General features: G+C 47.0%; 13 protein-coding genes. All 13 read right to left on the reverse strand.

The window, feature by feature from the left end; translation table 11 throughout:
- Positions 1-87 precede the first annotated feature (87 nt).
- Positions 88-13107 (reverse strand): PLxRFG domain-containing protein, encoded by a 13020-nt coding sequence (locus JMY02_RS03720; protein WP_201595298.1) that lies wholly within the window; start codon positions 13105-13107, stop codon positions 88-90.
- A 7-nt stretch (positions 13108-13114) separates the two neighbouring features.
- On the reverse strand, positions 13115-15040 hold the full coding sequence (locus tag JMY02_RS03725; RefSeq protein ID WP_201595300.1) for a hypothetical protein: 1926 nt from the start codon (positions 15038-15040) through the stop codon (positions 13115-13117).
- Between the two features lie 13 nt (positions 15041-15053).
- Complete coding sequence (locus tag JMY02_RS03730) at positions 15054-15785, reverse strand: hypothetical protein (protein ID WP_201595302.1); 732 nt, start codon at positions 15783-15785, stop codon at positions 15054-15056.
- A 162-nt stretch (positions 15786-15947) separates the two neighbouring features.
- The gene (locus JMY02_RS03735; protein ID WP_201595304.1) at positions 15948-16409 is read right to left on the reverse strand and encodes a hypothetical protein; all 462 of its coding nucleotides are present in this window, start codon (positions 16407-16409) and stop codon (positions 15948-15950) included.
- Between the two features lie 8 nt (positions 16410-16417).
- A complete protein-coding gene (locus JMY02_RS03740) occupies positions 16418-18301 on the reverse strand; it encodes a hypothetical protein (RefSeq protein ID WP_201595306.1) in 1884 nt (627 codons plus the stop codon).
- Positions 18302-18316: 15 nt separating this feature from the next.
- Positions 18317-19000, reverse strand: coding sequence for a TIGR02594 family protein (locus JMY02_RS03745; protein ID WP_201595308.1), 684 nt, complete (start codon positions 18998-19000; stop codon positions 18317-18319).
- 58 nt (positions 19001-19058) lie between these two features.
- Entirely contained in the window at positions 19059-19382 is a 324-nt protein-coding gene (locus JMY02_RS03750) for a phage holin family protein (protein ID WP_201595310.1), read from the reverse strand.
- A gap of 45 nt (positions 19383-19427) precedes the next feature.
- Complete coding sequence (locus JMY02_RS03755) at positions 19428-20006, reverse strand: hypothetical protein (RefSeq protein ID WP_201595312.1); 579 nt, start codon at positions 20004-20006, stop codon at positions 19428-19430.
- On the reverse strand, positions 20006-20968 hold the full coding sequence (locus JMY02_RS03760; protein WP_201595314.1) for a hypothetical protein: 963 nt from the start codon (positions 20966-20968) through the stop codon (positions 20006-20008). The genes JMY02_RS03755 and JMY02_RS03760 overlap by 1 nt, the downstream gene beginning before the upstream one ends.
- A 3-nt stretch (positions 20969-20971) precedes the next feature.
- Positions 20972-21445, reverse strand: coding sequence for a hypothetical protein (locus JMY02_RS03765; protein ID WP_201595316.1), 474 nt, complete (start codon positions 21443-21445; stop codon positions 20972-20974).
- Positions 21445-22104, reverse strand: a complete 660-nt coding sequence (locus JMY02_RS03770; protein ID WP_201595318.1) for a hypothetical protein — start codon at positions 22102-22104, stop codon at positions 21445-21447. The genes JMY02_RS03765 and JMY02_RS03770 overlap by 1 nt, the downstream gene beginning before the upstream one ends.
- 3 nt (positions 22105-22107) lie before the next feature.
- The gene (locus JMY02_RS03775) at positions 22108-22737 is read right to left on the reverse strand and encodes a hypothetical protein (protein WP_201595320.1); all 630 of its coding nucleotides are present in this window, start codon (positions 22735-22737) and stop codon (positions 22108-22110) included.
- Positions 22738-22746: 9 nt separating this feature from the next.
- The gene (locus JMY02_RS03780; protein WP_201595322.1) at positions 22747-23391 is read right to left on the reverse strand and encodes a phage adaptor protein; all 645 of its coding nucleotides are present in this window, start codon (positions 23389-23391) and stop codon (positions 22747-22749) included.
- Positions 23392-23409 lie beyond the last annotated feature (18 nt).

Below are 23409 nucleotides of genomic sequence, written 5' to 3' on the forward strand. Positions count from 1 at the left end.
TACTATAACCAAACTAATGCCGCTAAGCAATTCAAATAAGCATGCTACCGCCATTGATGACGGTAGCATATAACGAGGTTTACCCTGTTACGTGCCAGCCAAATCCTCTTGTCTTAATGCTAAGCTGTCTTGTATGTTTTGACGCTCAGCGCTGCCGAAGTCTTTGCGCTCGACCCGCTTATCAGCTGATTTCTCGATCTTCTCGATATCAACATTAAAGTGCTCAGCATTACGCTCATTCCATGCGTCCATCTCGTTATACAGCTCATCGACGCGCTCATCATTCTCTTGATACATGGCTTCTGCCAAACCCTTAGAGAAGTAATCAGTCTTAGCTTTTAACATATTTTTCATGTTATAGGCATTACTGCGATCACGTCCGGGTCTTGCATTATTGGCGGGGTTAAATTGTAGCGCCTTGATAGCAGCATCGGTTTTATCTAAGTCCATAATCTTGTCGCCCTTGGTATTGCGATACGAACCGGTTGCTGCAATCTCTGCACCTGATGCCAAGTCACGAACAAATCTAGGTGAGGCGGTAACAACTGCATCTTTATACTGACCATCTGCCGCCATGGACGCTGCTGAAAAGAAGCTCTCGTAAAACCCTGATGACGCACCAAGTATTTCTGCCCAGTCCGTTGGCCCCGGTCGAACAACATCAGTGCCGGGGATGATATTGCCCAAGCTTGAACGCCCGTATAAATCAATGCGCCCTTTCTCGCTGGCAAGTCCGTACATGAGCGCATCTGCATTACTTTTGCCAAGCAAGCCTTCTAGGTAATCAGGAAGGTTAAAGGCTTTGCCGAATATACGGTACGCAAGTCCCTCAAAGATATCGCGTAAATCATCGGCAAATGGTAACCCTAACATGCCAGCCAAGCCGAACTGCCACGCCAAGGCGACTGCTAATGACTTAGCCTCTTTGTCTCTACCATGTCGAATCATTTGCTCAGCATAGTTAATCGTGAATTGCTTAAACACTAGGATTAATGGCCCATACTGCCCAAGCTTACCGTTGCCACGTGCCAGCCCTGACCGATTGGCTTTATTGTAGATACCTTGCGTCTGCTGAATGATTGATACGGCAAAGTCATATTTACTATCAAAACCTTTTGCCTTTAGCTTAGCGTCACCCATGTCTTTAGCGACTCGCATTGCTGCAATCATGGTACTGCGACGGTTGATAGACTCCGATACTTCAGCGAACCAGCCAGCGCTTGCTTGGATATTACCCCACACGCCACTTGCCACCCCACCTTTGCCGCGCTCCAAACCTTTGATCATATAAATATTTTGCGGATCAAGGTGTCCTTCACGCGCCATACGCAAGTAATCTTCTTTTTTAACCCATGCTGGCAAGTTGTCTTCAAAGCCTGTCCAGTTAGGCGTTGGCATACCTACCGCTTTTTTACCCATGTTAATGGCAGACTTGCCCATGTGCTTACCAATGATACCCATCGCTTGTGCCATGTACGCATGACCTTTTGCGACGCCTGCATAAGCGGTTAGTTTAGGTATTGTCTGCGTGAATGGCTGCGTTAGGTTTAAGAAAAAGAACGCTGGCGAGAAGCCCATGAAGTAGAAGAACATCATGCTACGTTGCTGGGCAAATTCCTCCTGCGGATTTTCCATATTTTCAAAGACTTTCTGCGCCTCGTTTTGTAGGTTGCCGTCCTCAATATTTTGAATAGACCTTTCAATCTCGCCATTATAAAGACTGCGACCACTGTACCGCGCATTACTCATAACAAACGATGACAGCACCCGTGGCATATCTTCACTATAACCCGGCACCTTCTTACGATGGATGAGGCGTTTTAGCGCACTGCGGTCACTGACAGCAATTTTTAAATAAGCTTGATACGCACCATCTTCATCCAGCCCTAATTCAGCGGCAAACAGTTGCACCGTTTCAGGCGATAAACCTTTATCTTTAAACTGCTTAAACCCTTCCGGATTGAGTGTACCTGTGCCAATAGTGAATTTAGTCTCATCGTATCTCTGCTTAAGGTCTTTGATCGCCTTGCGCTGCTGACCCTTGGTTTCGTATAGCTCAAACAAGTCCAAGTCATTGGTGGTTTTATCGCGCACCTCTACCGCATAGTTGCCAAAACGCATCAGTGGGGCATAGCCTTGCTCAACCAGCTTGTCATACTTGCCAGCAATGCCGCCCATTACATCAAACACGTCAGTCAATTGCTTTTGCAAGCGTGCTTCTGCTTTTGGTGTGATTAGACCGCCTTTAGCCAGTTTCTCAAGCTCATCGGTCATGTGCTTTTGCAGCATAACATTGTGGCCAACTGGCGTGAGTCCTGCTAGTTTTAGCTTTTGCACAGTAGGAAGGCTAACCAGCTTTGTGCCTTTAGCTAATGATGATAGCGTATCGACTGTCATATTAAGCACAGAATCATCGATTGCCTGACGCGCGCGTCGATAGAAACTGATATCTTCAGGCGTTAGATTAAACTTTGTTTCAAGCTCGTCGTCAGTCCAAACTTTATCAGCCATCGTGCCATCAAAGATTGATTTTGATACACGATCCATGGCTGCTTTTTTCTTACCGACAATCAAACGGGTGTCCCATATCTCAGGTAAGTACGTTTGCACCAAGCCTGCCTCATTGTTCTCATAGGCAATACGTGCTTGCACGTTGTCTGTAAATACCTTAAAGATGGGATTCAGTAAAGCGACATGCTGCGGGGTTGCTAAGTGGCGTCTAAGTAGCAGATTCACCCCGAACTTAGAGGACATGGTAGTCGCTTGCGCCAGCGCGACTCTATCGCGTGCGCGTTCTTTGGCGGTGGTAGGTTTACCATCACTACCAAGGCTTGAATAGCGACGACTGAACTGCGGTTGACTATATCTAATATCAGGATGACTGCTATTAAACATGCCTACATTATCAGTAGCAGATTTGATTTGCGTAGGACTATAGACAGCTGTACTGATATGCCACTTGCCTTCATCGGCAGTATAACTGTCATAACCTAATTTCTTTATTTCCGCCTGTGTGTAAGGCTTCTCCATAATCACCCAGTTACTACCATCTTCCCCGATCATATATTCTAACGTCTCTTTATCTCTAAGGGTTTTTTTGCCATCAATAACCATGGCTGGCGTGCCATTACCATCGAGATAAGTCTCATTATTCGCAAGAATTAAATCAACGACCTCACCAACCTGATCCTTGTTGCGGATATCAAACTGATTTCTGACGTTTAAAAACACCTCAAACATTTTTTTGTCTTCGGCTGTTTCGCCCTCCCACCACTTCACCCTATCCATAAAATCTTTAGAGTAGTCTTTGCTGTCAGCGAAATACATAGCGCCATTTCGGTCGCCTTTGAAGGCATTAAACGTCTGACCTAAAGGACTGCCATGATACATAATCTTAGGCTCGCCATTAGCATTAACTGCGGTACTAGCATTAGCAGCGTCGTTTTCCCAGTCACCAAACCACGCTTTAAAGTGAGGCGTGCGTACTTGCAACCACTGCTTTTCATTTAACTTGGTTGGCTCACCGTTTGGCGCTTTCATCCATTGGTCAGTACCCTCGTACTTCTTGCGGACAGTGGATAGCTGCTGGCTTGGCACGTTACTACTGCTGAACTGCTGTGCTGGTGCATTAGTCACGCCAGCGATAGTGATATCACTTGCGCTCTGCTCAGCCAAGCGTTTGACCATGCGTTCAGCCAGTTGCGTAATATCATTGGGCGTTATTTTTAATTGAACGCCAGTATTATCACGTACCCATGCACGCACGCCAGCGACGACACGATCAAGGAATCGTTTAATGACTGCGAGTGGCCCACCTCGTTCATTAGCCTGCGCGTACTCAGTGATTAAGTACGGGATATATTCGTCACGTGCTTCGCTATCACTACCAGTCATCGCTTCGGCTCGCTCTTTGGCTGCCACTGCGTACTTGTTGCCAGACTCTACCAATTTTTCAAAGTTACCCATCAAATTGGCGTAAGCTGTCGGTGATAGTAAGTTTTGAATGCCAGCATGACCGCCCATTTCATGTAGCAGTGTAGCGACTACTGTATCGGGCGTAAGATTATCGGCAATCAGCACAACTTTACCGTCATGATAAAAGCCTTCTGCATCACTTGGGATAAGCAGCTCGCCATCAGCGTTCACAAAATCGTTGAGGCTGCGCACTCGTAACTTGCCTGATTTAATTAGACTGGCGACCACCTCTTTACCAAAACGCTTTTGCAGCACATCAATGACTTGCTGGCTAGTGGTGCCAGTTGCGCCTTTGGCTGGGTTGGTTTTAGAGAATTTAGGCTGCTCGTCTTTGGCTGGCACGCGGTCAGCGTCGGTCAGTGGCGCACCTTGCGGGGCGTTTGACATGCCAGCCTGCGCTTTTAATGCCTCAGCCTCAAGTTTTAACGCTTCCTCAAGATCAGCGAGGGCTTTACGCTTCTCATTCAGCTCAATCTCACTATCAAACGATTGGCTGGCGCGACGCCTAAAATTCTCTGCATCCTTTTTAAAGATACCGACACTAGCTTCAATTTGTCGCTGGTACTCTGCAAGCTTATTGACACGGTTTACTATACTGGTGGCTAATCCTGTGCCGCTTAGATCGCCATCATTGCTATCAAATAACACCTTGTCGTTTGACTTGGGGATATCGACATCAGCATCAGCGATAAAGTTATTGCCTGATAACATAACCCCGTTATACACCACGTTATAGCCTGACGCTGTGCCTAGTACGTGCTCGCCTAGCGTGTAGCTGTCTGCCAATTTTTTAAAGGCTTTGATAATAGCGTTGCCGTAGTCTTCCCGTTTATCAAACGCTTTGCTACCGACCTGACCGATAATGCCGCCTGTTTCAATATCCTTGTGGCTGGCTAGTAAATCATTGATTGTAGCGAGGTCACGTTCAGCACGCGCCACACTTTGCTCTGACCGTTTAGCGCTGCGCTCATTATCAAACTTAGCATTTTGATAAGCAGAATAATAACGATCAAGTGCCTCAACATCTTGGCGTAGTCCTGCCAGCTCAAGAGCGCGAGGATCACCACTCGATAGGGCGCTGGCTTGCTCAAAGGCGCTAGCCTCACTGATATCATCCATATTACGGATAGTGGTATCGCCATTCATGGCTTGTGCGATAAACCTCGCCTTACGTGCCACCATGCCCCACATCGTACTATCATAGCTACCTTTAGTGGCATAAGCCCTGATAACGACATTTTTGTTCTGATTGCCCTGACGAATAATACGACCTTCGCGCTGTTCGACTGACGCTGGGAACCACGGTGCATCTAAATGGAATAAGTGGGTTAGTCGTTTCTGTACGTTAACCCCTGTCTCCATGTCCTTGCCGCCAATTAATATATGCTTGCGACCTTGGCGCATATCATCAAACAACTTGCCTTTTTTAGCGTGCGACTTATTATCGCGCATAAAGGCGATATGATCTGGGTTAACGCCTTGACGGATAAGCTCGCTATTAATCCATGCTTTCATGTCAAAGCCGCGACTGGCTGCCGACTGTTCACCTAGTCCTATGTCGGTGAACATCATCAGCGCACCGCCATTTATATCATCGATATTGCCGTCTGTAACATACTCGTTATCAGCAGTGGCGTGATAGGCCTCTACTATATCTGTAATAGCGCGGTTAAGCTTACTGTTTGGATCGCTTGGCAGTTCAGGATCAACAAAGCGCGGATCGATTGCCCCAAAACGACCATCAGTAATAACACTGAGGATAATATCAGCGCCTTTCTCTGCCTTGCCGCTACGATTACGAATAGCAGTAATGCGGTCAGCAAGACTTTTTTGAAAATCAGCAAACCCTTCTGTTGCTGGTATCGTCACAATTTCACGACCCCCACCAATAACATCAGGGCGCTTAACCACATCACCTAACTGATCACTGGTCAATACATCCATAAACCAGCGAACGCGGCTCATGAGTTCTGGCACGTTAACGAATTTAGCAAAGCGCGGTACCACCTCGTAGTTACCAGCGGCATTTTGCTCAAGTCCTTTTACTACCTCACCAAATTGATTGGCCCACCCATCAAAATGATGTAAGCCATCTTTCTTTAGCTGCTTTGGCTGAAAGTATTGCTGGATAGAAAACAGCTCGCCCATTGTGTTGGTCACTGGCGTACCGGACGCGCCTACGATTGAGCGTGTCGGATTCTTCTTTCTGATAAGCTCAATCTTCATTTGTAGATCGCTGGCCATTTGTGATCCAGTAGCGGTAATACCCTTTATGTTGCCCTGCTTAGTGGCGTAGCTTAGCTTTCTAAACTCGTGCATTTCATCGACGATGAGCTTATCAACGCCCATATCTTCAAAATAGACGGCTGTGTCTTTGTCTTCGGTGTTAAGTAGCGCCTCAAGCTTAGTGTTCATTGCCTCAATGTTGCGCTCAAGCTGGCGAACTGAGGTGCTTCGTGCATCACCGTCAGCGTCTTTAGCGCTGGCAAGTGCGTCTTGCCACTCTTTCAGCGTCTCTTTTAAGAAGGCTTGCTGGGTTTCCGGCTTAACGCCTATTTTTTTAAATGAGGAATGCGTCACGATAATAGCATCAGGGTTGTTGACGGCTGCTTGTGCCATGAACGCCTTGCGATTATGAGTGTGGAAGTTTTGATCGTCAGCGACCACGATATTAGCAGCGGGGTATAACATTAAAAACTCTTGGCTAAACTGCGCGAGCATGTGATTAGGTACGACGAACATCGGCTTGTTGATAAGCCCTAGTCGCTTCTCTTCCATCGCTGCCGAAATCATGGTAAAGGTCTTGCCAGCTCCGACCGCGTGGTTAAGGTAAACATCGCCCTGACTAATAACGCGATAGATACCACGCTTTTGGTGCGGTCTAAGCTTAATCATATTAGACATGCCAGCCAGCGTTAAGTGATCGCCATTAAAGGTTGGCGGCACGATGTTGTTATACGTCTTGTTGTAATACTCAGCTAGCGTCTGCGCTCGTTCACTGTCACGCCATAACCAGTCCTTAAAGGCGGTCTTTATTTTATCAGCAGCGCGATTAGCAAGGTCGGTGGCTGGCACATCAACGACGGTTTTATCATCTACCTTATAAGTCACTTCAATTTTTTTACTGTTGAGGATGGACTCCATTAGCGATACTGTGGTTCTGTCGGGTGTCTGATAGTCTGAGTTGCGCGAGTAACCGCCCACGTCCCACAGTCCTGCGGCAGTTGAGTATTTAGCATTGATTGTAGCGTCCAACACTTCGTTGGCAAACTCTTTAATAGTAGCGGTTGGAATCCAGCCTGCGCCTAAGTTGCTTGCAATATCATTCGGTGCGATAGGTTTTGGTTGTACCTCTTGCAGCGCTTTGACGTTACGCGCATAGGACTTATCATTTTTAGCGATAGCCTCAGCACGTTGTAGTTTTTCTAGCACATTACCTGATAGATAGGTTTCAGCCATTTCAGTGAGGCCGTTATCAGGGTTAGTAAATACCTGATCGCCTAGTTCTTCGGTTACTGCTTGCTCGGTTTTATTGGCAAGCTCTGCGATACGCTTGATATCTGGTGTGCCGGTACTATCGAGCACATAGACTAGGGCGTCTTGCGTGGTATTAATCTTTGGTACTTTAGGCTTGTTAAGACTACGACCCTTTAGGTAGCTGCCTTTTTCAACGGTGCCCTGTCCATCATCGACGATGTTTTCAAGGGCGCTTGCCATGACGCTATCAACATCTAAGAATAGAATAGCTTTATTAGTAAAGGTGCTGGTTACAGTAACGGTGCCGTCGCTATTCTCGCGCTCCTTTACTTTGTGCGCCATAAGCGTGCCGTGTTTTTTAACAAAGCTGTCATAGGTTTTATTGAGATCATCAAGCGACTGTTGCCAGTTAGGGCTATCGTCTAGCTGATCGCGCTGTGACTGCTTAAAAGCATCGCGTATTTTGGTATAGTCGGATAAAAAGGCAATATCTTTAGGTTTTAGTTCAATCTTTTGGCCCTTGCCGCCATAACGATGAGTTAGCGGCTTGCCGACGCCATCGATCACCTTCATCAGCTTACCGTCTTTTAGATAAACGCCACCCTCTTTAGTCTCTGAGCTTTTAGCGCCATAGTCCATATCAGCGACTTTAGCGGCCTCGGCCTTACTGCCGCGAGAAGGGTTGTAGATATCTTTTGGTAACTGAGCGATAGCAGTTTCAATCTGACTGCCTAGGTTGTCGCTGTCTGAATTAACGGTATAGGTGTCACCAAACTGACCGCTAGTGATTGCATGGCGACCTAGTACCATATTGGGGTTGTCAATAAAGTATTCGTTGATTGTCGCTGGCGTGCCATCAATATCGATTGTCTTGGTGTTTGTCCATGCAGTAGCGCTTGGTGTGTCACCTTCAACACGCTTACGCAAGAAGATGATATCGGTCACTACGCCTGTGCCAGCATCTTTAAACGCGGTATTAGGCAGACGGATAGCGCCTACTAAATCAGCACGACTAGCCAGCCAATCACGCGCCTTGCTATCGTTTTTATCCATCGTGCCTTTCGAGGTGACAAACGCCATGACACCACCGGGCTTTAGCTTATCCAGCGTTTTAGCAAAGAAGTAATCATGTAGCTGGAACGATTGTTTTGCCTTGCCCTTGCCATAGTCATAAGTAATGTTAGCAAATGGCGGGTTACCAACTGCCACATCAAAGTGATTATCAGGTAGTTTGGCTTTGACATAGTCGCCCATCTTCATGTCGGACTGTGGATAGAGTAGCTGCGCGATACGTCCAGTCATTGGGTCAAGCTCAAGACCAACGTAACTACTAGCATTAGATAGGTTGCTTGGCATCAAGCCGTTAAAGATACCGATACCACTAGCAGGCTCTAGCACCTGACCACCTTTAAAGCCGAACTGCTCAAGGGCGTTGTAGATACCGCTGACGACTGACGCTGGCGTGTAATGGGCGTACTGTGTGGTACGACGGGCAGTGGCGTATTCATCAGGTGTTAGTAAGGTTTCAAGCTTCTCACCTAATGCTTGCCAGCTTTTAGAGTCGTAGCCTTTTTCGGGGTGAGGGAATATCTTAATACCTGACGCGCCCCATCCAGCATATTCAGCAAGCGTCTGCTGCTCGCTCTCAGTAGCAGCGCGGTTTTCAGCATTGATCTGCTGCACCAATTCAATGATAGCCACATTGCGCTCAGCGACTTTCTGCCAGCCACCGCGCAAGGGGTTAAAATCAGGACTGACCGTGTAGTTTTTGGCTTTTAGCGCTGGCGTCTTTGTAGCGATTTGATTTGATCCATCACTTGATCTAGGGCTTCGCGCTCCGCTATCGCTGTCATCTGTAGCTGTTCGCTCATTCGTAGCTGTGGATCGTTTATCTTCATTACGTCCGTCAGTATTTTGTCCGTCGCTTCGTCCATCGACGTTAGGTATGTCGCTAGCAAGTTCTGCTTCACCTCGTCCAGCGTTCCGGCTTTCTCCATTCGCTTGGTCTGCGTTGGATAGTCCTCGGTCAGTACCTGATTGATTGTCTTGATTACTTGTTCCGGTGTCATTGTTATTCTCGCTTAATTCTTCCGTGGTGGTTGTCTCAGCCTTTAAACGGTCATACTCGCGCTTACTATCCGCTACGCTGGTCATGCCCTCAGTATCAAGTCCGTCCCAGTTTCTAGCGCCTTCCCAAAAAGAGAGTAACTGAGGTTTGATGTTATCACCAAAGTCCTCAATCATTAATTTAGCATAATCCCCAAACTTGCGTACACCACTTTCGATGTAAGCACCTGCTAGCGTCATACCATCAATCGCCATTTCAGGATCAAAGCCTGAGTTAACCTGACCCATTTTAGACTTTAGGCGAGCGCGTGCGGCTGCCACCTTGTCTGAGGTGAATAACTTATTGTCTGCAAAGCGGTCTTTGGTTTCTGCTGTCACATCATTCTGTGTTTTCTCAGTGGTAGTGAGGACTGCATCAAGATTACTAGGCTTGGGACTTACGAGGTCTGGATTACTTGCGGTTGACTCAACACGCTTAATAGTTTGGTCTATCTCCGCTTGGCTCATGCCAGCATCTTTAGCTTTGTTTACTGCGACTTGCTGCGCTGGAGCATCTTTATTAGCATAAGCTTGTGCTGCTTCGTTATATAAGTCAGCAGTATTGTAAGGTTTAGCGCTAGAATCATCTGCACGCGGCTTAGTTGCAATATCGCTTACTGGTGCTTTCGGCTGTATCTCAAAGCGGCTCTTGCCAGCGCTAACAACTTCATGCGTATCAGACAAGCCTTTCTTGCTAATAAACGCCTGTGCTTTATCGCTACTACCGAACCATTTAGCCTGACCATCTTTGCCAATGGCAACATCAGTGATTGCTTGCGCTTGTGTGTTCGGCACAATTTTAAAACCACCACCTTTGACTTGCTCAATAGTCACGTTATTAGGATCAAGCTTTTGTTTCTTGATAGCAGCTTTCGCGGCTGGCTTGCTCTTATAGATACCTTCTTCAGTAGTTGGCGCTGGCGTTTCCGTTTTGGCCTGTGTAGGCGCTGGAATATTGATGACTGGGTTTTCATCGGTTAGCTGTGTGGCTGCTGGCGTGCTAACTTCTGCAACTGGCATAGTCAAACCACTAGCAGTAGGCGCGACTTCTTGCGGCTGCTCAGTCATTGGCACTGGCTGCTCGCTCTGTACCTCGCCACCTTCACGACTTTGACGCAACGTATCGAGTTGTCCGGTCATCCATTGATGTAATTGTTTTTGCACACCTTCAGGCATGGTTGCCCAGTCGGACTTGGCAACATTCTGCTCAACCTGTCCATCAAAAGCATTGGCAATCGCCTTGGCTTTCATAGCCGCTGGCATGGTGCTATCCCAAAAACGAGCTAGATTGAATGGCGCACCATCAGCGCCCACGACTGTGGTATCAAACGTCTCGTTCTCGTAAGGCTGTGCTAGGCTGGCGCGTCTTTCGAGCAACGCATCTTCCTGTGCTCGGTCAATCTCACGTTGCTGTGCTCGCTGCTCAACCTCGCGTTTCTCGCGTTCTGTTTTGGCTGCCACGGCATCACGGGCTAATTCGTCGTCAATCTGCTGCTGCTTTGCACGCTCACTGGCGATGTAATCATTAATGCTTGCGGTAGCCCCTTTGATAGCTTCTTGCTGCTGTGCGAACGCTGTGTCCTGTTCTGTGGCTGCGGCACGACGTACCACACCGCCCAAGCCTTTTGTGCCTTCTCCGCGCTGCTGGTCATACCAACTCTGTGCGGCTGCAATCGATTTCTCTAGCGGCTTGTCATTGCTACCATCTTCAATCACTTCATCAAGCGCTTCTTGCTCAGCGATAAGCTCCGCTATCTGTGCATCTTGGGCGTCAAGCTCTTGTTCACTTAGCTCAACGTCAATCACTGGCTCGGCTTGCGGGGCTGGCGTGCCAGCTGGGTTTAAGGCGTCCTCAAAACTTTGACCGTCTATTTCTGTGGCACCATCGACTTGACCATTAAAATCTTGGCCAGTGCTATTGGTTGGGTCAATACGTGGGGCACGTCGTGCCAGCGAGGTGCGAGGAATGCCAGCCTTACTTGCTTGCTCTGCCATGGCATCAAGCGCGGCTTTGGTTTCGTTTAATCGTCCAGTTAATGCCTGACCTTCTTCGGATCGTGGTGATACTATTTCAATCTGCTGCTGTAACTGCGGTATTTGCCCTGCAACTTCGGCATAGGCTTGTTGCGCGGTCACTAAGTCATCTTGCGCCTGATGTAGTTTTGAGTTGCGAGTACCTACATAAGTACCACCGCCCATCAAACCACCTAAGATACCACCCATCAGGACGGCTTCTGTGTTCTGCGCTCTATCAATCTTGTCTTTTACGCCTACATCGACACCAGCTTTCTGTGCCACATAGTCGGTGTAACCTTCCTGTAAGCCTTCTTCTGCCACATTAAGACCAACAATACCTGTACCGACGGCAGTCGGGATGGCGTATTTCGCTACCTTACCTGAGTCTGCGCGTACTGCCAACTTGTTAAATATCTTTTGTCCAAACTTACTGACCGCCCCGCCAGCCACTTGGTTGGCTGAATAACTACCGACACCCGGTGCTAACATGCTAAGTGCTAACGTTGCTAACCCGACATTCTCACCAGACTCTTCCGCGATTTCGCTGATAGTCTGGTCGCGTGCTTTGACGTGGGCCTCATCCTCGGACATGCCAGCCTTGATATTTTTATCGAACATGCCTTTGTAGGTATCTTGCGAGCGTTCCGCGCTGGCTAGCTGCTCGGGCGTGGCATTTTCTAATTCGTCCTTCGTGCTATCGCTACCATCAAGATAGGCTTGCGGGTACATTGATGCACCAGCGGCACCGTAAGAAGTGGCTGCCGCCAGTTTGGTTCCTGCCCCTAATAACTGCGCACCTTTAACGGCTGCCCCTGCTGTGCCAAAACTTGCCGCCAGTGCTGGTACTTGCTCAACGGCTGATAGTGCAAGCTTTTGTGAGAAGCTGCCATTCTGCTGGATATCACCATAGGACTGGTAAACATTGTCTTTTATATTATCTTCATAGCCCTCTAGTGCTTTAGCGCCACGATCAAAGATACCACCATCGTCATTCTCACCCACGTCAGCGGCTAATTGTAATGGCGCACGCAATAACCGTGAAGTACCAGTGGCAAGCGCACCGCCCACTGCTGATACGGTATCTCTTGCTGCATGTGCTGCCGCTTGTGTGCCAACGGTATCATTACGGATAGACTCGTTGGTTCGGTATTCGTTATCAAGCTCTCGCTGTGATTGCTGTGGTTTGCGTAGCGTGCCTATCTGCTGCTGCGCTTTGGCCTTGGCTGATTGCAAGTCTTTATAGTTTTTATTGAACAAGCTGTCGTAGGTTTGCTGATAAGCCTGAGTACCGGGCTTTAAGTGTGGCGCTCTAGTCTTTATCTCTTGTTTGAGCTTAGCTGCTACTTTAGGCTTCCAAGTGCTGTTCTCCCACTCGCGCAATGCTGCGGCTGCCACTTTCTTATCGTCGTTGGCGTAGCTCTTATTGGTCGCTACATCAAAGCCTTTCGATACGGGATTTCGACCGTCACGCGCCTTACGCTGCTTCTCGACGGCTGAACTAGCAATGCTGAATAGTTTATCGTTTAAGCTCATATTATTTCTACCAGTCGATGTTGTCGTTTAGGTTGCCAAGATAGTTAAGGTTTTCTTGTGCTTGTGGGTCGGTCTTTGGTGCTGGCAAGCCGCGTGCATACAGTCCTTGCAACTTACTGGTTTGCGGGGTCTGTCTTGCTGGCGCTTGCGGCTGTTGACCGGGCAGTGTTAACCCGCCAGCGGTCACGCTACCGCCATTCTTAGCAGACGGATTGATTTTATAGACAATATCTTTGAGGTTGCCAAGGGATGATGCGCCCACCATAGACAGAAGAACTTTATGGCCTAAAGCGTTTTTATCAGCCTTACTCATTTTCTTGCTGTCTCGTTCTGGTACCGCACCGATGACTAAATCAAACGCCTCTTGATAAAGGTCTAAAAACTCGCGCTCACTCTTGGCCTTGCCCATCTCTTTTAGTTTCGTGCCAGCACGTGCAAATGTCGCTGTGGTGGCTGCATCTGATTTAACGCCCAACTGCTTAGCGCCCTTGATGGCAGTGTTGACACCTTTGTCGATATTGGCGTTATAGTCCTGCGCGGTTACAATGCCTTTGCCTGAATCGGCTTGTTTGGTTTTGCTACTACCTTTGGCGGCTTTTGGTATGCCCGGCACTGAGCGCTGCACTTGTACACCGCCACCCGATCTGTGTTTCGATAAGTAGTCTGTAAGAGAGGTACCTAGTTGATCTTTAGGGTTGTACCGGCCATTGGTCTGTACAAACTTATTCATACCACCTTTGCCACCAAGATGAGCCACAGCAACCAAACCACCTATCGTAACTGGTGTGCCGTTAATAACCTTACCTACCGCGCCAGTTGCTTGTGCTGCCTTGATTAGGTCGTTAATATGCCACTCATTGACTGCGCGCTGCTGTGCGGCCGGCAAATTCTTAAACTGATTTGCTGAGATAGGTCTTGAGCCCGTTACTTTGGCATAGTCTTTTAGGCGATCATCGCCCATTTGAATCAAACCGCCATAACTTTTGCCGTTGGCATTGGTTCTAAATGCTCCGCTGTTACCACTGCTTTCTGTGCCAGTAAGCGACTGAATGATAGAGCCTACTGTTGCCGGACCACCCACGATAGGTGTGCCACCAGCATCAATATCTGAGCGCCCAACATATTCGCCAATTCTGTTTTGGCTGTTTACGTTGGCAAGGATTACAGCATTTCCGTGTTTAACACCTTCTAGGTCAATGGTGTAACCATGCTTCACGCCCAGCTCGTCAATGGTGTAACCATACTTAATACCCATCTCATCGACTTTATAGATATGGTCGCGCTGAGACTTGTTAGCATCCTTAGCATCATCGATCACCGCCTCACCTCTTTTTAAGGTTAGCTTGTCATCTATCTCCTGAACTTTAGCGGCGCGCGCTGCTTGTGCCGACGCAATTTCATCTTCAAGCGCGCCAGCGTGCTGCAACTTGGTATAGTTACCAGTCGCTTCATCAAACGTCGTGCCCTTACGTCCTAACTCTTGACCAGTTTCTTTATCAATGATGGTTTGAAAGTAGAACGGTTTGCCGTCTGGACCTTGGCGCTGAATAATCTTGCCAGCTTGATCGCGCTCAAACTCGACGGTATATGGTAGCTTCTCATTACTGTTGACTGCTTTGGCTAATACGTCAATCGATTGCTGCTCGTCGGCACCAATGCCTTTTAGATAGGCTAGCTGGTTGCGTGTATTTTCATACGTCGTGGTATCGTTAAACTCCTTATTCCTAATCTTGTTCTGGCTAAGTGTTATCTGATTGCCTTCATAGGTGACATCGTGGTTTTGCTGCGTGCGTATATCTTGCTGATCTTGACGGTTGCGGTCGTACTGCTTATCTGCGACGCGCTCCGCTTCTACCTTCTTACCTTCTTCATAGCCCATGATGTTCTGAGCAAAGCGATTGGTAAACTGTGCAATTCCGGTTAAGCTACTCATGCCTATCTCCTAGTTACATCCACACGCCAGTGCCGACTGTGGTTTTTGCTGGCTTGTTTTTGTACTGATCCCATGCTTTATAGACGGTGCTACCTAAGTCTGCCCAGCCATTAGAGGCCGCATTACCCTGTGCTTGCGCTTGACTTGCTCTATTGGCGTAAGTTTGCGATAGGGCTGTTGCGGCACTTGCAGACGACGCTTGTGCATTATTGAGTTTATTAATACCTGTATTAAGCGCGTCTTGCTGGCGTGCAAAGGTGATATCTTCAGCTCGGCTTTTCTCTTGACGGCGTGCGCCATTGATACTGCCGGACAATGCCAGCGCCCTAGATAGTGATAGCTGCCGACCTGTTGCGTCTGCGCGACCACTGTTGGGATTGATACCCATACGCTGCATCTGCCGTAAACGTGCCGCTTCTGATCCTTCGAGTTGTGAGTTGACATCACCAATAGCATCTTGCGTCACCCTTTCATAATCAGGTCTAACGCCTTTTTGGACCAAGGAGAGGTAGCTATTTTCAATTGGCTTGTAGGATTTGTCGTAATCTGCCTCACGTTTTTTGGCGATATCCAACTGCTGTTGCTGCAAAGCTAATGATTGACCATTGGCTGCGTCTGCTGATTTCTGCGCTTTCTTTTTGGCGCTACCACTTGCCAAGCCACTGATACCGCCAATGACAGCACCAGCTGGACCACCCGTTAAAAACCCAGTTGCCGCGCCTAAAATTCCACTTAAAAAGCCCATGATACCCTCACTTATTTTTACTATTGATATGTTGTTTATGAATTTTAGACACGCAAAAAACCCAATCATCTGTTAATGACTAGGTATCTGTTTGCTGTGAGGTGGCTATGATAAGCCTAATTACTACAAGTATTACAAAGTTTGCTATATAAGTATAGCAAACTAAGCGGCAGGTGGTGGATGTTGCGCAGCTATTTTTGCATCAATCATTGCTTCTATATCCGCCATGAGACTGGTGTTGTTGTCCGTGATAGCTTGGTTGATTTCGGCAGTTATCGCTATATTGTTGTCCGTGATAGCGCTGCCTATCTCTTGAGTGACCTCAGTCCTTGTCGCGCTTAAATTATTGGCAGTCTTAGCTTCTGATATCTGTATGCTGTTGACAATACTGTTTTCGAGCTTATTATCAAGCGTTATCAAAACATCATTAATCTGATCAATGATGTTTTTGCGACTCTTACTATTCAGTCGCAACGAATAATCACGCGAGTCTGAAGTAACACCATTCCTGCCAGCATTGCCAGACAAGTCGGTTACTGCACGCTTCATCGCCTCCAAAAACATAATCATATCTCTGTCTATGTTTTTGGGTATGCCCGGTAAACCCGTTACTTGACGGCTCATATTAATCCTTATGCAATCATATCGCGCATGGTTTCGCCTAGCGCCACTTCGCGCACTGGTACGCTGGCTTCAATCTCGATGGACACGTCGCGCTTGGTGCTGTGATTTGCCACTCTAAATGGTCTGGCGTCTTTAACGACCGCCTCATGAATAAGCACCCCATCGCCGTACAATCTAAAGGTGACAGCGTTATTAGCGTAGCTATCAGCCACGACTTGACCAGCTAAGAAGCGCTTAGGTGTATCGAGATTAAATTCCTTTGATCGCCAAACGAATGTTTTATTAACTCGGTTCTGCCCGTAGTCTGGATTGAATTGGCGATAAACTGAGTGCTCAACACCAGCGCCAACCTCCCTAGCAATCAGATGAATCAATCCCTCATCTTCAAAAGTATTGATAGCATAGTCATCAAACCATACCACGCCCTTGTTTGTCGAATTAAGGTCTATGTAACCACAACCTCTTTTAGTGCCATCATCCCAAAAGAATAGATAGCCACCCTTATATGAGCAGGCATGTATGCTTGATGGGTTGATTGCTTGCCAGTCCTCCGCTGTGAATAGCCCTTCTGTTAGCAGCTTGGCGCTACTTGTGGTCACTAGCACCAGTCCGTTATTGCTGGCATACATGCAGCCATAAGTAAGATTAACCATGCTCCTAGTAGCAATACAGCCTTCATACAATGGTAAGCTGATAACGCCCATAGATTCAGGGCTAAGCCCGTTTAAAAGTATGGGGTTGCCTGTGGTGACAATCACAATGGTGTTGTCATAGTGCCCCATGCCCATAATCTTATGTTGCGAGCTGATTTCATAGTAGCGCGGCCACGCATACAGAATGTACGGCTCAGACAAGCAAACAGTCTTGTCGATGTAAGCATAACCTACCCCGTAATCTGTCACGCCTAAGCCTTTCAAATTATCTCTAGGGGGGTCGAAATTAATCGTAGGTATGTTTTCACCTACCAGCAATGAATCTTTTGGCAGATCATCAATGATGACCAGATTGCCATCTGTCAAAGCAAAAGGCATTTCTTTAACAAACAGCATGGTTGAGCGACCTAATGAATCAGTCAGTGACCGATAAAGACGCACTCTATCAACACCATAACTGCCTGTCAGTAGTGACGACTGACTTGCGGTATAAGATAGGGTTAACACGGGCTTGTCACCCGTTTTGATATACAATATTTCATCGTGAACACTTGGTGCCGACTCGTCACCAAACTTGTTGACGTAGGTTAAGGCATATACCCTAGCCTCTTCATCTTCAGCGACGTTCAATAGCTCATCAGTTATCGTGTCCTTAACTTCTGTGTCGTTCTTGCTCGTTTCGCTATTAGTCGTCGTCACAACGCGTCTCTTGAACAAGTCAACAAACCTTCTTCTTTTTACAAGCACAGTAACTTCGCTGGTGGTAGCTGGCGCTGGAGGTTGATCGGGCACTGGATCAGGACTAGGCGCTGGCGCGGCTATAATACCTGTCACTTCTACATTATCGGTATCTGGCGGCGGCATACCAGCGATATAAGCGATACCATCTGTTGTCAATGTATTGATACCCGGCACGATATCCCAGTCCATAAACATCATGGGCGCGTCAGCATCTTCCGTTGTCCAGTACAAGCGATAGGCGTCGTTGACTGGAGAGAACGAAAACCTAGCAATAGCGTTGCTGTAATGTCTGTACGTGCCCGTGTTGTGCTTGAAAAATATAGCGCTTTTGAAGTCTGCATAACCTTCCGCTTGGCTTGACATGCCAGCATTGCTGCTTGGCGATAATATATCGCGCTCAATAAAAACATTTAAGCAAGACTGCGCCGCATACTCCGGCAACTTCGTTGGGTGTAGGCGTGGGAAAGTGCCAGCAAAATCATTGATCCGTATGTGCATTGCAGTCAGCCTTTTTTATGCTTCGTTGGTTGATACTTTTAAGCTGTTATCGTACTTAGGCAGGTTGTATCTATCAGGATAAGGAGAGGACGCCACACCACCCTCATAAGTGGGCCATACAAAAGCGGTGAAGCGCGACTTCTCAAACTTCATCAGATTGACGGCATTGGATTGATTGCCGCCAAGACCTACTAAGTATTTACCATCTTGAGTCTCGCCAACGATGAATGTCACATGACCACCACCAGTACGCCCCATCACACCAATACTTCCGTAAGCTGGTTTTGCTAATCGCGTACCATAGTCAGCGTAAGCCAGTGCGCGATACCAGTGCTTAGGATAGCCGCGACCTGCCTGCTTCAAGCACTGAGCGACAAACGTGCCACACCATGGCGTCTCATCATCGGTAAACCATCCGCTTAGGTTTTTAATCCAAGATAAGATGGTAAGGTTATGCTTGGGTCCTACTATCTCTTTTAAACCAATGTGCTTTAAAGCCTCAAGCACCCACGCTGGCGCGACTGATTGCGCTTTGCTAGGCGAGCCTTGAACAACTTGTGCTGGCACGTAACCTGCTTTGACCAATGCTTGTTGCACCGCCTTTAATGACTCTTCTCCAAAATCACCATCAATATCTTCTGTGTAAAACCCTGCTTGCTTTAGTTTGGCTTGGGCGATCTCAATAAATGCCTTACTCATACTTTTCTCCAGACGTAAAAAAGCCCCGCTAGACGCGAGGCGTGAATTGAGCTGATAGTTAGGGTGTCTTGTCGATTAGTGCGCCCCAAACTTTGGCAATTCTATCGATAGCGCCGCCACCTAGATGACCACTTATAGCGACCAGCACAGCTGTGAGGAGTTGATTAAAGCCCCAATACTCGCAAAGGTAAAACGTCAGCACACCCGCAAATCCACTGATAATCAGCTCGCCGATCAATCGCACGAATACCTCGGTCAATGGTAGCGGCTTGCGTGAGCGATTAAGTTGCCTGATAAATGCGACGAGTCCGCCCGTCACTGCTAATAAGAACACCCACATATACGTCAGTAGACTATATGTTGTCGGGTCTTTGTCGAGCATAACCTCTCCTCAAATTTTAGATAAAATAAAACCCCAATGAAGGGGCTATCGCCAGTAGAATAAAAATCTGTTTTTTGTGCCCATGCCTATCCGCCATAATATGCGCATGTTGGTATTGGTCGCGAGTACATGCTCAATAGTGAATCGCTCACGCTGCAACCGATAACACAGCGTATCGCCTTTTTGATAGGCAAAGATAATATCGCTATTAGCAACATTAAATCTGCGCTTGTCATCAAGTGATACGCGCGGACTGGTTATCAGAGGAAACTCAGTAATGACTTGCATGGCTTGTTGCGTATCGTACCAGTACAGCTTGCTAATACCGTTTGCCACATATGCGATACACGGGCGCATGTTCTGATCAAACGTGAGGTCTACATCAGTGACATTACTATCCATCAGTACGACTTGATAAGTTTCTAAGTCATCGCGCTGGACTTTGATTGTGCTGCCATCTGTCCATGCGCGCCATACATATTTATCTAGGTCTTCACTTGAGTCTGACAATGCAACACCGCCCAACTCCCATGACTCAGACGGTAGGTAGGATTTTGAGCGTGGGTATAAGAAAGGTGTGGTCACTGTGTTGGTTATAAGTAGCGGTTCAGGGAGAGGTAACATTACAGCACCCCTTCGTAGCGTCCCCAGCTAATTTCAAATGGTATTCCTAATGTGTCATTACTGGTTTTTACTATCGGGGAGTTATTTAGTAATGAACCGAAACGTAGCTGAAAAGCTGCCATTGAAGCAGGTATAGTCATAGTTCTAATGTTGCCAGAACCTTCGTTCAGTGTTAGGTTAAGAGAAAAAGATTTTTTATAACTACCTATGACGTATGAAAACTCCTGAACTGCTTTATTCATAGGAGATAACTGACCTGAAGGATATACTGATGTATTATTTGTTAATTCGCCAGAGGAAACAGTAGTGCCACCATACTCAGCATATGTTGACATATGTACATGGGAGGAGGCTAGAAAACCCTGAGCACCACCCCCGATGTTAACTGGTCTTGCAATAATATTGTAAGGAACATCACTGCCATTACCATCTAACACATTGACTGCAAAAGATTTATCAGTCGTATCAATCACCTTATGTATCTTGTAGTAAACATCTAACGTTTCGCCTGTTTTAACGCTGATAGACGTAGGTGACCCTGAGCTGTCTTTAATTAATGCGCGAGTGGTTAAGTAGTAGTTTGTAGACGTTGTACCTGTGCTCACCAATCCGACTTCACTGATATTCACATTATTAAGTCCAGTAAACCTATAAATTCTTTGCTGCCATGTGCGGTATAGGTTGTCACCTGTGTTAGTATAAGCAGAGCTTGATGTGATGCCTGTACTTGATGCTATCGCAATAAACGCATCAAGCCCCGTTTGTGTGATAGCAGGTGCGCTGTTACCGCTACCAATCGCGCAACTGACATTGATTGAAGTACCTTTACCTCCACCAAAAAAATCCAGCCCTTGATTTAAAATCAGGTTCTTCTGATAGCCTGTATCGGCTTTGATTGTGCCATCTTCTTTAGTGACAACGCAGCGAAATTCACCTGCGATACCTATATTCCCTGTTTGCATAACCTATACTCCTACTTTTAATGTAATATCTAGTGGTTTAACTGACGGCATATAAGCATCTTTGTCATATACGTTGTGTGTGATTAATACGCGCTTGAGCGTTATATCAAGGGGTTTGACACTTGGTGTATAAGCATCTTTATCGTCTACGTTTTTACTTTTAAGCAATGAGCGTAGCGTTATATCTAGTGGTTTAACCGATGGCATATAAGCATCGTTATCATCAATGAATTTACTGTTGAGCAATGGGCGTAGCGTGATATCTAATGGCGTGACTGATGACATGTATGCATCACCATCTAACACTAAATTTACTAAAATTCGTTTAAGCGTAATATCGAGTGGTATGACACTAGCTGTGTAAGCATCTTCATTTTCAATAAGTACAGGATAAGGATGACTCGCATACTTACTAGGCGGCTTTTGATGCGGTACAGCAAGTGGCATCTCCTTTCTAAGGAACTTAGAGTAGTCCATTAGGGCAGCTCGCCGTATAGATCCCACACATCAAGCTCAGCATATATCAGTGTAACGGTGCTACCAATACGCCTGAGTATCGCACCGTCTGCTGGCGAGACTACCGCACCCAAGCCAGCCACCGTTACGATAACGTCATTAACATTGCGTATTGTCAAACTACGACCAGTAAAATCAGGAGGTGCAATGCCGCCGGGCACTGTTATCGTGCAAGGCGTATCACTTGCGACGCGCACGATGGTTTTACCGTCACAATCCTCTGGCTTCAACTGGTAGTTACCATAGACCGTTATCATGCGGTACGTTAGGTTAGCGAATACCTCACGCCAAAACCAAGAGTTAGGCATTTTTGGTGGGTACGCTGAATAAAACTCCAACTCAGATAGCAATTTGTTTGATGGTGGCATCATAAAGTAAGCATCAAGCATGACCTCACCACGGCTCATCAACACCACTTGGTAGATACTACCGGGCGTGGTTGCAATCATATCGACCACTGCCGACTGATCTACTAATACGACAAACTTATCGATAGGCGCTGTAATACTCATGCTGTCGTTAATATCGACATACTGATTAACGATACGCGCATGAGTGATAGGCTTTTGCAGATTTAGGCCTGCCGCATCTAGCGTTAATTTAAACGTCTGGTCGCTCATAATCTATCCAAAGTTAGCCGGTATTGAGTTGGGCGCTTGGCGCTTCTTAAAACCTTTATCAACGGCGCGACGTGCCAGCGCAATCGCTTGCATGAATTTTTGTTGATGGTTTTCTGCAAAGTTTGGCATTGCCCATTCGCGGTTTGGCATGGCCTGCAAATAAGCGATAATGCCGGACAATATACCGTCGTAGTATTGATGGAAGATATAATCAGGACACTCAAGCGCGTGCTGATCAACTGACAGCGACACCACGACGTTGCTTGTATCAGCATGGTTATCATACAAATTGACCATATTAGGGTAGTCGTAAATCACGTCCAGCTCATCGTTAGGCTGGCACGTACAGTCTGCTAACTGCCATACCTTTATGATATGCGTATTACGAGGTAGCGCTAATCGACACTGCTTATCAATACGACTCATATAAATACTGGTAGAGGTTGGTTGACGCTCTGTATTCTTATCATCGGTTGGATCAAACGCATGAACGATATAAGACAAGCTCTCATCACAAAACTGCTTAACGACCTGTCTTGCGGCAAAAATAATCGCTATTCTCGGTACAGTAGACGTGCCAGCATTGCCTAAATGAATACTGACACCATCGACGAACTCATCAAGCTGTATCATTATCTATCCTTATGCCGAAGTACGTCGGGCTGACGATACACGCTCATCAGCGGTGTCTTTTACGCCTAGCAATTCCATAGCCACGCGTAAGTGATCAGTGCCACTACTGCCGTTGGTTGAGTCACCTGATAGTAGTTTGTATAACATCAGCTCTTGCAATGGCTGGGAGAATATCTCCGACACTGGTATCGCGCTTGCGACATTCATTTCATCGATAAGTGGCGCATGAGCACTGTATTCAATCTCTATCTTTGTGCCTGGTGTTACGGATGGGTAGATATAAAAGTATTTGGGTGTACGAGCATCAAACATATACTCTTTGACAAGGTAGCCTTGTGTGGTGTGCCAGCTCGGTGACATGCTATCCATATCTTCTTGCTGAACCAATCGCACTGCTTGACCAATCGTGTCATCAGCATTGATGTTGCGTACCACTCGTAGTAATCGTATGCCGTCATCAGGGATGAATTGGCGTGACCCCTCTAGCGCTATGATGGTGGCAAACTTTAAGCTAACATCAGGACGCACCAATACCAATATGCGCAGCGCTTCATTCAGCGCAACAATGAGTGTTGAATCCGGCCATGTGGTAGCGTCGGGATCGTTTAGCTGCGTCATGCGCACGCCAGTTAATAAGTCTTGACTACTAAACATAGTGGTATCGTCCTAATG

The sequence above is a fragment of the Psychrobacter vallis genome, assembly GCF_904846715.1.
Lineage (GTDB): Bacteria > Pseudomonadota > Gammaproteobacteria > Pseudomonadales > Moraxellaceae > Psychrobacter > Psychrobacter vallis.